The organism is Pinisolibacter aquiterrae (genome assembly GCF_019160155.1).
In the GTDB taxonomy this organism is placed as follows: Bacteria; Pseudomonadota; Alphaproteobacteria; order Rhizobiales; family Ancalomicrobiaceae; genus Pinisolibacter; species Pinisolibacter aquiterrae.
Map to the genome: position 1 here is coordinate 50,023 of NZ_JAFNIH010000058.1, position 13,088 is coordinate 63,110.

The 13,088-nt window shown below is 70.4% G+C and carries 11 protein-coding genes; 1 reads left to right on the forward strand and 10 read right to left on the reverse strand.

Translation table 11 applies throughout. The annotated features are described in order from the left end of the window. Positions 1–18: 18 nt before the first annotated feature. Positions 19–969 (reverse strand): 1-phosphofructokinase, encoded by a 951-nt coding sequence (gene pfkB / locus J3S89_RS21175; protein WP_217931237.1) that lies wholly within the window; start codon positions 967–969, stop codon positions 19–21. Further along, positions 966–3,467 (reverse strand): phosphoenolpyruvate--protein phosphotransferase, encoded by a 2,502-nt coding sequence (gene ptsP, locus J3S89_RS21180; RefSeq protein WP_217931239.1) that lies wholly within the window; start codon positions 3,465–3,467, stop codon positions 966–968. Before ptsP ends, pfkB begins: the two co-directional genes overlap by 4 nt. 169 nt (positions 3,468–3,636) lie before the next feature. Here ptsP and J3S89_RS21185 point away from each other — a divergent pair, with 169 nt between their 5' ends. Next, positions 3,637–4,623: a LacI family DNA-binding transcriptional regulator gene (locus J3S89_RS21185; protein WP_217931240.1), complete on the forward strand. Its 987-nt coding sequence runs from the start codon at positions 3,637–3,639 to the stop codon at positions 4,621–4,623. 123 nt (positions 4,624–4,746) lie between these two features. Here J3S89_RS21185 and J3S89_RS21190 read toward each other — a convergent pair whose 3' ends face one another. From J3S89_RS21190 to J3S89_RS21225, 8 genes are all read right to left on the reverse strand, one after another. Continuing rightward, positions 4,747–5,367, reverse strand: coding sequence for a 2,3-bisphosphoglycerate-dependent phosphoglycerate mutase (locus tag J3S89_RS21190; RefSeq protein WP_217931242.1), 621 nt, complete (start codon positions 5,365–5,367; stop codon positions 4,747–4,749). Positions 5,368–5,391: 24 nt separating this feature from the next. Continuing rightward, complete coding sequence (gene dapB, locus J3S89_RS21195) at positions 5,392–6,201, reverse strand: 4-hydroxy-tetrahydrodipicolinate reductase (protein ID WP_217931340.1); 810 nt, start codon at positions 6,199–6,201, stop codon at positions 5,392–5,394. A gap of 226 nt (positions 6,202–6,427) precedes the next feature. Further along, positions 6,428–7,867, reverse strand: a complete 1,440-nt coding sequence (gene dnaA, locus J3S89_RS21200) for a chromosomal replication initiator protein DnaA (RefSeq protein ID WP_217931244.1) — start codon at positions 7,865–7,867, stop codon at positions 6,428–6,430. A gap of 176 nt (positions 7,868–8,043) precedes the next feature. Then, positions 8,044–8,490 (reverse strand): rhodanese-like domain-containing protein, encoded by a 447-nt coding sequence (locus tag J3S89_RS21205; RefSeq protein WP_217931253.1) that lies wholly within the window; start codon positions 8,488–8,490, stop codon positions 8,044–8,046. A gap of 673 nt (positions 8,491–9,163) precedes the next feature. Continuing rightward, a complete protein-coding gene (gene rpsT, locus J3S89_RS21210) occupies positions 9,164–9,430 on the reverse strand; it encodes a 30S ribosomal protein S20 (protein ID WP_217931255.1) in 267 nt (88 codons plus the stop codon). Positions 9,431–9,646: 216 nt separating this feature from the next. Next, positions 9,647–10,420 carry an enoyl-CoA hydratase gene (locus J3S89_RS21215; RefSeq protein ID WP_217931257.1) on the reverse strand — a complete coding sequence of 258 codons (774 nt, stop codon included), beginning with the start codon at positions 10,418–10,420 and terminating at the stop codon, positions 9,647–9,649. A gap of 125 nt (positions 10,421–10,545) precedes the next feature. After that, positions 10,546–11,460 carry a bifunctional DNA-formamidopyrimidine glycosylase/DNA-(apurinic or apyrimidinic site) lyase gene (gene mutM / locus J3S89_RS21220; protein ID WP_217931259.1) on the reverse strand — a complete coding sequence of 305 codons (915 nt, stop codon included), beginning with the start codon at positions 11,458–11,460 and terminating at the stop codon, positions 10,546–10,548. A 34-nt stretch (positions 11,461–11,494) separates the two neighbouring features. Then, positions 11,495–12,955: a peptidoglycan-binding domain-containing protein gene (locus J3S89_RS21225; protein ID WP_217931261.1), complete on the reverse strand. Its 1,461-nt coding sequence runs from the start codon at positions 12,953–12,955 to the stop codon at positions 11,495–11,497. Positions 12,956–13,088: the final 133 nt, after the last annotated feature.

Here is a 13,088-nt window from a genome sequence, read left to right on the forward strand (position 1 = left end):
TTCTTCCGATGTCCGGGGTCAGTCGAGCCGGCGGGTCTCCACCCGGGCGGCGAGGTCTTCCACGTTCGCCTTCGGGCCGAGATGGGGTCCGATACGGTCGAGTTTGGCGGTCGCGAAGGCGACCGAAAGGCGCGCGAGCCGATCGAGGCTCGCGTGTTCGAGCAGGGCCGCGACCATGCCGGCGACCATCGCGTCGCCGGCGCCGACGGTGGAGAGCACCGCCTTCGGGGCGAGGCGCGCCGCGAGCGCGGTCTCGGCGTCGACGAAGAGCGCGCCCTCCGCCCCGAGCGATACCACCACCAACGCCACGCCGCGTGCGACCAGTTCGCGCGCGGCGACGACGAGGTCGCGGGTCTCCGGCAGGTCGCGCCCGAGGAGCGCCTCGAGCTCGGCGCGATTGGGCTTGATCGCATGGGGGAGCCGGGTCGCCTCGGGTCCGAGCGCGGCGGCAAGCGGCGCCCCCGACGTGTCGAGCACCACCCGCGCGCCCTCGGCGGCGAGATCGGCGACCATGCGTGCCCAGGTCTCGGCCGGCAGCCCTTCGGGCAGCGATCCGGCCAGAACCACCGGCGTGCCCGGTTCGAGATCCTTCAGCGCCGCCGCCCACACCGCGTCGACCAGACCGGCGTCGACGGCGAGGCCGGGCAGGTTGACGTCGGTGGTCGATCCGGTCGCGAGATCGGCGATCTTGATGTTGGTGCGGGTCTCGCCGGGCGCGCGGACGCAGCGGTCGAGGATCGCCTTGTCGTGGAAGAACCCGACGAAGGCGTCGTCGTTGAACCGCCCGAGCACACCGCCGGCGGCGACCTTCACGTCCCAGTCGGCGAGGCAGCCGGCGACGTTGATGCCCTTGCCGCCGACGTTCGACTGCGCCGAGCGGGCGCGCTGCACCTCGCCGATGGTGAGCCGGTCGACGGTGACGGTGAGATCGATCGCCGGGTTGAGGGTGAGGGTGACGACGTCGGTCATGACCGACCTCCTTCGAGCGCGCGAACCTGATCGGCGCCGTCGCAGTCGAGGGCGCGTTTCGCCAGCGCCTCGAGGTCGGAGAAGCCGGCCGAGCGCAGCCGCGCCTTGACGGCCGGGACGTCGCGCGGCGTCATCGACAGTTCCGCGACGCCGAGGCCGGCGAGGATCGAGGCGCCGAAGGGATCGCCGGCGATGCCGCCGCAGACGCCGACCCAGCGCCCGCAGGTGGCCGCGCCCCGGACCGTCTCGGCGACCAGCCGCAGCACGGCCGGATGCAGCGCGTCCGCCTCGATCGCGAGATCGGGATGCTGCCGGTCGATCGCCAGGGTGTATTGGGTGAGGTCGTTGGTGCCGATCGAGAAGAAGTCGACGTGCGGGGCGAAACGGTCGGCCATCGCCGCGGCGGCGGGCACCTCGACCATGATGCCGATCGGAACCTCGGGCGCGCCGATCTCGGCGCGGATCCGGTCGCAGACGGCGCGCAGCGCCAGCACTTCCGAGAGCGAGGTGATCATCGGCGCCATGATCGACAGGCGACCGCCCGCCTTTGCGGCGCGATAGATCGCCCGGAGCTGGGGTTCGAGAAGGTCCGGTCGGCGCAGGAGGAGGCGCGCGCCGCGCACGCCGAGGAACGGGTTCTCCTCGTGCGGCAGCTTCAGATGCGCCACCTGCTTGTCGCCGCCGATGTCGAGCAGACGCACGATCAGCGGACGCCCGTCGAGGGCGGCGGCCATCTCGGTGTAGATCGCGGCCTGTTCGTCCTCGCTCGGGCTCGCCGAACGCTCCAGGAACAGGAATTCGGTGCGCATCAGCCCGACGCCTTCGGCGCCGAGGTCGAGCGCCAGCGCCACCTGATCGGGCGTGTTGGCATTGGCGCCGATCTCGATGCGGCGCCCGTCCAGCGTCACCGCCGGGGAGGCGCGCTCCTCCGCCTCGCGGGCGCGGTGGGCGAGATCCTCGCTGCGGCGGGCGTAGACCGAGGCCTTGGCCGCGTCGTCGGGGGCGAGCCACAGCCGCCCGGCCTCGCCGTCGAGCACCACTTCGGCGCCCTCCTCGAGGTCGCGCAGGGCCGCGCCGCCGGCCACCATCGCCGGCAGACCGAGGGTGCGGGCGAGAATGGCGGTGTGCGAGGTCGGACCGCCGAGCACGGTGGCGAGGCCGATCACGCGGGAGGTGTCGAGGCCGGCGGTGTCGGAGGGCGTCAGATCCTCGGCGACCAGGATGCACTGTCCCTCCGGCAGGTTCGGGCCCGCCTCGGCGAGTTCGGGCGCCAGACGCAGCAGGACCCGGTGACCGGCGTCGCGCAGATCGACGGCGCGGGCGGCGAGCAGCGGATTGCCCATCGCCGAGAGGCTGCGGGCGGACCGCTCCACCGCCTCGTTCCAGGCCCAGGCCGGGCCGTGACCTTCGACCATCAGCTGACAGGCGAGGGTGACGAGATCGGTGTCGGCGAGGAATTCCGCCTGCGCCTCGAAGATCTTGGCCTCGGCCGCGCCGAGCCGCCGGCCGGTGTCGTCGGCGAGCACCTGGAGCTGCTGCTTCGTCTCGACGATCGCCGCGTCGAGCGCGGCGCCGCCTTCGACCAGCGGCACGGGAACGTCGGGAACCGCGCGCGCGACCGTGCGCAACACGTGGACGCGGCCGACGGCGAGGCCGGGCGAGGCGCCGATGCCGGGGATCGAGGGGAGGGCGGAGGGGGGCGTCCAGCCGCGCGGGGCGGCGGCCTTGATCGCCGCCTTGGCGGCGTCGGCCTTCTCCTGAATCGTCAGGCCGGTGATCGCCGCCTTCATGCGGGCGAGCGCGTCGGCGGCGTCGCCGCCTTCGGCCGAGACCACCACGGACTCGCCCGCGACCAGACCCAATTGCAGCAGCGAGATCAGATTCTTCGGATCGGCGACGCGCTCGCCGGCCCGGATCCGGAGCCGCGCCGACGAGCGCCGCGCGGTGTCGACCCAATGGGCGGCCGGGCGGGCATGGAGCCCGTTGGGATAGTCGACGACCCAGTCGAAGCGTTCGGCGAAATCGATCGCCGCCTCGCCCGACGGCGGCGCGACGGGCGCGTCGTCGGAGAGGGCGGCGAGAATGGCGTTCGCGTCGGTCGTGGTCGCCAGCCGCTCCAGCGCGGCCTCGTCCTGGATCAGACGGGTGAGGCGGCGCAGCAGCGCGATATGGGCGTCGGACTGGGCCGCGATGGCGACGACGAGGCGGACGGTCTGCCCCTCGTTCCAGGTGACGCCGCCGGGGATCTGCAGTACCGCGAGGCCGTTGTCGCGGATCATCGAGCGATCCTCGATCATCCCGTGCGGGATCGCGACACCGTGTCCGAGGAAGGTGTTCGCGACCGTCTCGCGGCGCATCATGCTCTCGACGTAGCCGACGTCGATGCGTCCGGCGGCGACCAACATCTGCGCCGCCTCGCGGATGGCGGCCTCCTTGGTCGCGGGCGTCGCGCCGACGCGCACCAGTTCGATCGACAAGAGTGACGGCGTGTGGGACATGACCGAACCCTTCCTCCCGGGTTTTTCTGAAGGCGGATTGAAAACGTTTTCAGACGATACGTCAACCCCTCATCCTGTTGCATTTCAATAATTATTCTGGCAATATGCTTTTTGCATCGCACCATATGTAGCGGAGAATCGGTGCAAGGCTTTGGGATCGTTTTCAAACATGACTACGGGCATCAAGGATGTGGCCAAGGCGGCCGGCGTGTCGGCGGCGACGGTGTCGCGCGTTCTCGGCAACGGGCCGGTCAGCGCCGACCTGCGCGAGAAGGTCGAGGCGGCGATCCGGGCCACCGGCTACCGGCCGAATCTGTCGGCGCGCCGTCTGCGTTCGCAGCACTCGCGCACCATCGGTCTGATCGTCTCCGACATCCGCAATCCCTTCTTCACGACGCTCAGCCGCTCGGTCGAGGATGCCGCCTATCGCGCGGAGATGCGGGTGGTGTTGTGCAACACCGACGAGAACCCCGATCGCGAGGCGATGTATCTGCGTCTGATGCAGGAGGAGCGGATCACCGGCCTGATCTACGCGCCGACCCGCACCACCGCCGCCTCTCTCGACGAGAGGAACTTCGACTTCCCCGTCGTCCTGGTCGACCGCACCGGGCCGAACGGCGTCCATGACGCGGTGGTGATCGACAATGCCGGCGCCGCCGGTCAATTGGTCGGCCACCTCCACGACCACGGCCATTCTCGCATCTTCGGCCTGTTCGGCAATACCTCCTCGACCGCGATCGAGCGCCACGACGGTTATCGCTCGGCGATGATCATGCGTGGGCTCGAGCCCGACGCTCGCTTCGTCGCCCCCCACGATCGCGCCGCCGCCGAAGCCCTCACTGAGCGGCTGGCGAGCGGCGAGCGCCCCGACGCGGTCGTCGTCTCCAACGGGCTGATGTTGCTCGGCGCCTACCGGGCGATGCGGGCGGCCGGGCTGGAGACGCCGCGCGACCTCGCCCTCACCGGCTTCGACAACGAGACCTGGACCGAGCTGGTCGGTTCCGGCCTCACCGTCATCGAGCAGCCGGTCGCCGACATCGGCCGCACCGCCATGGATCTCCTGTTCGAGCGCCTCAATCGGCCGGACATGGCGCCGCGCAAGGTGGTGCTCTCCGGCCGTCTGGTGGCGCGCGGTTCGTCGGCGCGCGTCGGCTGAGCCGCGCCGCGACCCGGCGACCGGGTTCCGGCCCGAGCGACGTCGACCTCACCTCACGAAGAAGGGCGCGCGATCCGGCCGGATCGCGCGCCCTTCTTCCGTGGGATCGCGGCTCTCGCGGCCTCAGCCGGCGAGATCCTCGTGGCCGATCACTTCGCCCTCGGCGTCGAGGCGGTAGACGATCGGCGCGCCGGTGGCGAGCTCGCGCTTGAGGATCTGTTCCGGGGTGAGCTTCTCGAGCTTCATGATCAGAGCCCGCAGCGAATTGCCGTGGGCGGCGACGATGATGCGCTTGCCGGCCTTGAGGTCGGGCAGGATGTGGGCGTCCCAATAGGGCAGAACGCGCGCGGCGGTGTCCTTCAGGCTCTCGCCGCCGGGCGGGGGAACGTCGTAGGAGCGGCGCCAGATGTGGACCTGTTCCTCGCCCCACTTCACCCGCGCCTCGTCCTTGTTGAGGCCGGAGAGATCGCCGTAGTCGCGCTCGTTGAGGGCCTGATCGCGGGTGATCGGGAGATCGGTCTGGCCGAGCTGGGTCAGGATCAGGTCGAGCGTGTGCTGGGCGCGGGTCAGTGCCGAGGTATAGGCGGCGTCGAAGACGAGGCCCTTGGCCTTGAGCTTCTCACCGGCGCGGATCGCCTCCGCCACGCCCTTCTCGGTCAGGTCGGGATCCTTCCAGCCGGTGAAGAGGTTGAGCTTGTTCCACTCGCTCTCGCCGTGACGGCAGAGCACCAGAAGACGATCCATCGTGCATTACTCCCAGTTGAAACGTCAGGGGCGTGAGGCGAGACCGAGCACGTCGGCCATCGAATAGAGACCGGGCTTGCGGCTCATCCCCCACAGGGCGGCGCGGACGGCGCCGCGCGCGAAGATCGAGCGATCCTCGGCGCGGTGGGTCAGTTCCAGCCGCTCGTGGGGACCGGCGAGGACCACCGTGTGCTCGCCGACCACGGTGCCGCCGCGCAGCGTCGCGAAACCGATGTCGCCGAGACCGCGCGGGCCGGTGTGGCCGTCGCGCGAGCGCACCGAATGGGCGGCGAGATCGACCCGGCGCCCCTCGGCCGCCGCTTGCCCCAGGAGAAGGGCCGTGCCCGAGGGCGCGTCGACCTTCATGCGATGGTGCATCTCGATGATCTCGACGTCGTATTCCGGCCCGAGCGCCCGCGCCGCCTCGCGCACCAGCTGCGCCAGCAGATTGACTCCGAGGCTCATGTTGCCGGACTTCACCAAGACCGCGTGACGGGCGGCGGCGGCGAGCTTGGCCTCGTCGGCCGGACCGCAGCCGGTGGTGCCGATCACGTGGACGATCCGCGCCTGAGCGGCGAGTTCGGCGTAATGGACGGTGGCGGCCGGGGCGGTGAAGTCGAGCACGCCGTCGGCATGGGCGAAGGCGGTCAGCGCGTCGTCGGTCAGGGAGACGCCGAGCTTGTCGATCCCGGCGAGATCGCCGGCGTCGCGGCCGAGGTCGTGCGACCCGGCCCGTTCCACCGCGCCGACGAGGATCGTCCCCTCGGTCTCGGTCACCGCCCGGATCAGGGCTCGGCCCATGCGGCCGGACGCGCCGACCACGACGAGACGCATGTCCGCCATCTGAACTCACTCCCGCGCGCGTCGGCCCGCGCCCCGCGCGGACACCGTCGTTTCCTGGGTCTTGGGCTATATCAGCGCTCCGTCCGGCGCAAGCGCGACGACGGTCGATCAGCGACCCTGCGGATGCATGGACCGGGGCCTGCGAGCCGAGGTCGCGAAACGCGGACGGGGCCGTGGTGACCCACGACCCCGTCCGGCGATGCGAGGGGCCGCCCTCTCAGGCGTCCAGCATGCGCTTCAGCATCTCGATCTCGTCGGCGAAGCCACGATCGGCGGTCGCCATCTCCTCGATCTTGCGCACGGCGTGCAGCACCGTGGTGTGATCGCGATTGCCGAAGCGGCGGCCGATCTCCGGCAGCGAGCGCGGCGTCAGCGCCTTGGCGAGATACATCGCGATCTGGCGCGGACGCACCACCGTGCGGGTGCGCCGGGCCGACAGGAGGTCGGCCTTGGTCACGTTGAAGTGCTTGGAGACGACCCGCTGAATGTCCTCGATCTTGACCTTCTTGGGCTCGCGGGTGCGCAGGAGATCGCGCAGCGCCGCTTCCGCCATCTCCAGGTCGATCGGTCGGCCGGTCAACTGGTTGTGGGCGACCAGGCGGTTGACCGCCCCATCGAGATCGCGGGCCGAGGAGATCACGTTCTCCGCCACCCACTCGATCACGGCGGCCGACAGCATCAGGCCCGGCGTCGTCTTGCGGGTCGCCTCGACCCGGTGGGCGACGATGCGGCGGCGCAGATCGAGGTCGGGCGCGCCGATGTCGACCAGCAGGCCGCCGGCCAGACGCGAGCGCATGCGCTCGTCGAGCATCTCGAGATCCGCCGGCGGGCGATCGGCGGCGACCACCACCTGACGCGCCCCGTCGATCAGCGAGTTGAGCGTATGGCAGAACTCCTGCTGCACCTGCTTGCCCTGGAGGAACTGCATGTCGTCGATCAGCAGCAGGTCGATGCCGCGCAGCGCCTCCTTGAAGGCGATCGCCGACTGCGCCATCAGCGCCTGGACGAAACGGTACATGAAGTGCTCGGCCGTGAGGTAGAGCACCTTGCGGCCCTCGGCCTTGGCGGCGTGGGCGATCGCCTGCAGGAGATGGGTCTTGCCGAGCCCGACCGAGGCGTGGAGGTAGAGCGGATTGAAGGCGACCGGCTCGCCCGGGCGGCTCTCGGCGACCCGGCGCGCGGCGGCGAGCGCCAGACCGTTGGAACGGCCCTCGACGAAGGTCTCGAAGGAATGGCGGGCATCGAGCGGGCTGCCGGCGAATTCGTCGTCGCGGCCGGCCGTGGCGGCGGCGCGCGGTGCGGTTCCGGCCCGGCTCGGCTCGGCGTTGGAGGCGACCAGCACGGGCGTCGGGCGCCGCGCCGCCTCGTTGGCCTCACGCGCTCCCGGAACCGGACGCATCGCCGAGCGGACCGAGAACTCGATCTGGGCGATGGTGCCGAAGCTCTCGCGGAACAGGACGAGCAGACGATCGCGATAGCGGCTCTGCAGCCAGTTCTTCAGGAACCGGGTGGGCACCGAAAGATGGACGGTCTCGTCGACCAGGGTCTCGAATTCGACCCGTGCGAACCAACTGGTGAAGACGTCCTCGCCCAATTCGACACGCAGGCGCGCCTTGATGCGCTCCCACTCGTCGCGGCCGTCCGGGCTACGGGTCATCGCACGTGCCTCCATCGTCTTCCGCCTCTCCTATCCGCCGAGAGCGATCCGCCCGATCGCGTCTGCGCCGTCTGGTTTCACCGCGCCGCGCCGAGAATTCGGCGACGACGAGTCTCTCCCCGAGGTCGCCCTCGAGGTCACGGGATCCGGTCCGACCGGGGTCGGACGTCACGTCGTCAGGATTGAGTCCAGGGCAGGCCGTCGGCCTTCCAGCCCGCGACTCGTCCCCGGTGTCCACCGGGGTCGAGCGGGCCCTCGAAGCCGGGACCGATGTTGAGGCATCGGCTCCACCCGGCCGCGGTCATGGCGATCGCGGCGCTGCGGCTGCGGGCGCCGGACCGGCACAGGAAATAGAGGGGGGCGTCGTGCGGGATGCCGGCCTTGGTCAGGGCGCCGTCGAGGATCTCGACGAACTCGGCGTTGACCGTCATCGACGGGAAGATCTGCCATTCGAGCGTGATCGGGTTCTTGCCGATCTCGGCGAGGGACGGCAGGCCCACGAAGGACCATTCCGCCCGTGTTCGGACATCGATGAGCACCGCGCGCGGATCCTCGGCGAGCGACGCCCAGGCCTCCGCGGGCGCCACGTCACCGGCGTAGCCCCCCGTTTCCGAGATCGACATGACGAAGTCCCCCAAGGCGCGAACGAAATCCGCGCCACCCCAATTAATCCCTGGTCTATCTTTGAGTGCGATCCACGGTGGCCGAGACCATCCACCCCATGGATCCGCGTCTTTCATTCTCTGAAAACGAAGATGTGGTTTTCACCGACACTTGTTCTTTACCGTTTCTGATGTCGGCGACAGAACAACTGACGTTCTGAAAATACAACCTCGGCTCGTCTGAAGAAAGTTGGGGACGCCGTCCCCGATGGCCAATATGTACACACCCCCCGGGGTCGGCGCAACGCTCGAAAACGTCGCGACGGCGCTTCGTCGCATGCACGACACACCCCATTGCCCGAGTCGCTCGGGCAAGTCCTTCCGACTCCATGAAGTTCCCGGACGCGCCGCCCGGTCGGATCGTCTCGACGATTTTTCTGCGACGTGACGTCATGTGGCGATCTCGCCCCGGCGTTGTCGCGCCCGATCCTGCGACATTTCACCACTTGCAGGTAAATCATTGATCATGAACGAATTTTCATGACAGGCGGTGAAACGCCGGAATCACTCGGATAGAGACGTCGTAGTAATTTTACCTAGGGTATTTCACGGCCGTCGCGACGGCCCGCGACCATGAAAAAACCCGAGCTCGAAGAGCCCGGGTTTTCCCGAAACGATGCGCGTCGAGGCCCGATCAGGCGCCGAGACCCTTCACGCGGCTGGCCAGCCGGGAGATCTTGCGCGAGGCGGTGTTGCGATGGACGACGCCCTTCGAGGCGGCGCGCTGCAGCTCCGGCTGAGCGGCCTTGAGCGCGGCGGCGGCGACGGCCGGATCGCCGGAGGCGATCGCCTCCTCGACCTTGCGCAGGAAGGTGCGCACGCGCGAACGACGGGACTTGTTGACCGCGGTGCGGCGCGCGATCTTGCGGGCCGCCTTCTTGGCGGACGGCGTATTGGCCATGGACGAGCCTCTCCTGGATCTCGACTGCGCTCGACCTCGAGCCGTCGACCGTGCCCCGCGGCCCGAGAGCCTCACGGAGACCGGCCGGACGGGGCCGATACGAATGTGACGATGCGGCGGCGAAACGAGCCGCCACCGAGTGGGGCGAGCTTATAACCGCAGCTCCCGCGCCCGTCAACGGGCGTGGGCCCCGGCGCCCGCCCCTTTTCGCGCGTCTCAGCGGTTCTGGAAGGTCGGCTTGCGCTTTTCGACGAAGGCGGCCATGCCCTCCTTCTGGTCGGCGGTCGCGAACATCGACTGGAACAGCCGCCGCTCGAAGCGCAAGCCCTCCGCGAGCGAGCCCTCGAAGGCGCGATTGACGGTCTCCTTGGTCATCATCGCCGCGTTGAGCGACATGCCGGCGACGTCCGTCGCCACCGCCACCACCGCGTCGACGAAGCCCTCCGCCGGCAGGATCCGGGCGACGAGGCCCGAGCGCTCCGCCTCGACCGCGTCCATCATCCGTCCGGTCAGGCAGAGATCCATCGCCTTGGCCTTGCCGAGCGCGCGGGTCAGGCGCTGGGTGCCGCCGGCGCCGGGCATGACGCCGAGCTTGATCTCGGGCTGGCCGAACTTGGCGGTTTCCGCCGCCAGGATCATGTCGCACATCATGGCGAGCTCGCAGCCGCCGCCGAGCGCGAAGCCGGCGACGCCGGCGATCACCGGCTTGCGCGCCCGCGCCACTCGATCCCAGGAGGTGATGAAGTCGTCGAGATAGGTCGACGGATAGGTGAGCGGCTGCATCTCCTTGATGTCGGCGCCGGCGGCGAAGGCCTTCTCCGAGCCGGTGATCACGATCGCGCCGATGCCGGCGTCGGCCTCGAAGGCGTCGAGCGCCGCGCTCACCTCCGCCATCAGGGCGGAATTGAGCGCGTTGAGCGCCTTCGGACGATTGAGCGTGATCAGGCCGACGCGGCCGCGCGTCTCCACCAGGATGTTCTCGTAGGCCATGGGGCGTCCTTTCCCATCGGGCGGCGCGTCGCGGCCGCCCCGTCGTTCCAAGGGCTAACCGAGCGGGCGGCGACGGGCAACGCCCTCTTTCGCACGCCCCCTCTGCGGAAATACGCGTGGGCGCGTCAGCGCCCTCGGCCGCCCCTTCGCTGGCAGCGCGGGCAGAAGAAGGTCGAGCGGCCCGACTGCACCACGCGCTCGATCACCCCGTCGCAGGTCGGTCGCGGGCAAGGGCTCCCCTCGCGGTCGTAGACCGAGAAGGCGTGCTGGAAGTAACCGAGTTCGCCGTTGGCCTGACGATGATCGCGCAAGGACGAGCCGCCCGCCGCGATCGCCTCCTCGAGCACGGCGCGGATCGCCGCGGCGAGCCGGACCAGCCCGGCGCTCGGCGCCCCCGCCGTCGTCACCGTCGTGCCCGCCGCCGCGCGCGGGTCGAGCCCGGCCCGCCACAGCGCCTCGCAGACGTAGATGTTGCCGAGCCCGGCGATCAGTCGCTGGTCGAGCAGCGCGCTCTTCAACGGCGTCGACCGCTCCGAGAAGAGCCGCGCCAGCAGATCCGCGTCTAGTGCGTTGCCGAGCGGCTCGACCCCGAGGCCGGCGATCGAGGGATGGGCGGGAAGATCGGCCCGCTCGACCAGATCCATGAAACCGAAGCGGCGCGGGTCGTTGTAGGTGACGGTGGCGCCGCCCGGCAGATGGGGGCCGTCGAGATGGAACACGACGTGATCGTGGGTCGCCGCCTTGTCGCGGCCGTGGTGGAAGACGCCCGGCGTCTCCTCGCCCGCCCCGCCGCGCACCCGGAACGAGCCGGACATGCCGAGATGGGCGATCAGCACCGCGCCGGTGGAGAGATCGGCCAGGAGATATTTCGCCCGGCGCGACAGGGCGGTGACGGTGGCGCCCTCGAGCCGGGCGACGAACCCTTCGGGGAATGGCGTGCGCAGGTTCGCCCGCCGCTGCTCGACCCGAACGATCCGCGCCCCTTCCATCACCGGCGCGAGACCTCGGCGCACGGTTTCCACTTCGGGCAGTTCGGGCATCGGACCTCCTGCGTCGCGGCCGCTCGGCCGCGCGTCACTTCTCGCAACCGACGGCGACCACCCGGTCGCCGAGAACCGCGACCGCGCCGGCCGAGGTCAGCGACGTCGCCGATCCCGCCGGTTCGATGCCGCCGCCGGCCTTGCCGACGAAGGCGGCGATCGTCGCCGCCGGGATCACCGGATAGGTCGCCGCCGGGATCACCCCGGCGATGCGCCGCGCCTCGTCCGGCGCCTTTCCGACGAGGCCGATCAGCCGGCCGGCGGAATCGATCACCGGCGCCGAGAAACCGCCGCGCTGGAGCGCCGCACGGACCCCGGTGGTCCCGCCGAGATCGACCACGTCGCCGGAGGAGACCGCCGCCCCCTCGTCCGCCTTGGCGACCACCGCGATCGCCTCGCCCGGTTTCGGCGGCGTCTCGGCGAGGCGCAGGGCGGCGACCGCGACCGTGTCGGCCCAGGAGAGGAGCGCCACGGTCTTGCCGTCGTCGAGCCCGGCGACCGTCGCCGCCTTGCCGGCGACGGAGATCGAGCGGCACCCGTCGACGGCGGCGGCGGCGACCACCGCCCGGCCGGGCGCGACCAGGAGCCCGGTCGCGATCGGTCCCGTGGCGACCGGCGTCTCGGCCGGCGCCGGCTTCTTCTGCGGCTCGGTGAGGGGCCCGCCCGCATCGGCGAGCGGCTTTTGCGGGGGCAGGGTCTCGGCGCTCGGCGCCTTGCCCGGCTCGGCCTCGAAAGTGCCGGCGGAGGCGATCACCACCCGGTCGAAGGTCGGACCGACCGCCGGGTCGGAATAGACGATGAAGCCGCGCACCCCGTCGCCGACTCGCTCGAAACGCTGGTAGCCACGCTTGGTGCCGACCGTGTCGGCGATCACGAACCAGTCGGCGCGGAGCACCGCGTAGCCGACCTTGTGGCCCGGTCCCTCCTGCTTCAGCTTCTCGTAGAGGCCGACGAGATCCTGGCCCGGCACGGCATAGACACGGTAGTCGATGCGGCCGTCCTTGGAGACCCAGCGGGTGCCGCCGTCGGTCTTGGCCGCCTTGCCGAGGAGCTTGACGGGCAGGCCGATCCGGACGCCGGTCCGCTCGTCGTCGACCAGGGTGAAGCCGACCGCCTTCTGCTTCTCCTCGGCGACGTTGGCGAGAACCGCCTCGGCCTCCTCGGTCGGGATGCCGTCGGCGGCGAATTTCTGGCGGGTCTGGAAGGCGCGGATCGCCTCGAAGGTCATGCGGCCGAAGGTGCCGTCGATGGCGCCGGTATAGTCGCCGCTCCACACCAGCCCGGTCTGGATCCGCCGCCGCGTCGCCTCGTCGCGCGCGTCCCAGGCGGCGCGGGCGCCGTCGATGTCGGCCGGCTCGCCGACGGGAACGAAGGTGCCGCCGCCCTTGACCGAGGAGAGGCTCGATTGCGCCCAGACCGGGGTCGCCACGGCGAGGCACAGCGCGAGCCCCGCGCCGAGAGGAGCCCACCGCCCCGTCCTGTGTCGTCCCGTCATGGCGCGCCTCGTCGCTCGACTTTCGCTTCGGTCCGATTTTCTCAGAGCCGAGAGGGTCCGTCGAGGGTCCTCGTGAGATTGCGACCATCGTAATCCCACCGTCGTGGTTTCAGACGTCCTCTCGGCGCGCGAC

Bases quoted from the DNA above. Each gene is read 5' to 3' on its own strand.
- pfkB (WP_217931237.1), bottom strand. From the start codon at position 969: ATGACCGACGTCGTCACCCTCACCCTCAACCCGGCGATCGATCTCACC.
- ptsP (WP_217931239.1), bottom strand. From the start codon at position 3,467: ATGTCCCACACGCCGTCACTCTTGTCGATCGAACTGGTGCGCGTCGGC.
- J3S89_RS21185 (WP_217931240.1), top strand. From the start codon at position 3,637: ATGACTACGGGCATCAAGGATGTGGCCAAGGCGGCCGGCGTGTCGGCG.
- J3S89_RS21190 (WP_217931242.1), bottom strand. From the start codon at position 5,367: ATGGATCGTCTTCTGGTGCTCTGCCGTCACGGCGAGAGCGAGTGGAAC.
- dapB (WP_217931340.1), bottom strand. From the start codon at position 6,201: ATGCGTCTCGTCGTGGTCGGCGCGTCCGGCCGCATGGGCCGAGCCCTG.
- dnaA (WP_217931244.1), bottom strand. From the start codon at position 7,867: ATGACCCGTAGCCCGGACGGCCGCGACGAGTGGGAGCGCATCAAGGCG.
- J3S89_RS21205 (WP_217931253.1), bottom strand. From the start codon at position 8,490: ATGTCGATCTCGGAAACGGGGGGCTACGCCGGTGACGTGGCGCCCGCG.
- rpsT (WP_217931255.1), bottom strand. From the start codon at position 9,430: ATGGCCAATACGCCGTCCGCCAAGAAGGCGGCCCGCAAGATCGCGCGC.
- J3S89_RS21215 (WP_217931257.1), bottom strand. From the start codon at position 10,420: ATGGCCTACGAGAACATCCTGGTGGAGACGCGCGGCCGCGTCGGCCTG.
- mutM (WP_217931259.1), bottom strand. From the start codon at position 11,460: ATGCCCGAACTGCCCGAAGTGGAAACCGTGCGCCGAGGTCTCGCGCCG.
- J3S89_RS21225 (WP_217931261.1), bottom strand. From the start codon at position 12,955: ATGACGGGACGACACAGGACGGGGCGGTGGGCTCCTCTCGGCGCGGGG.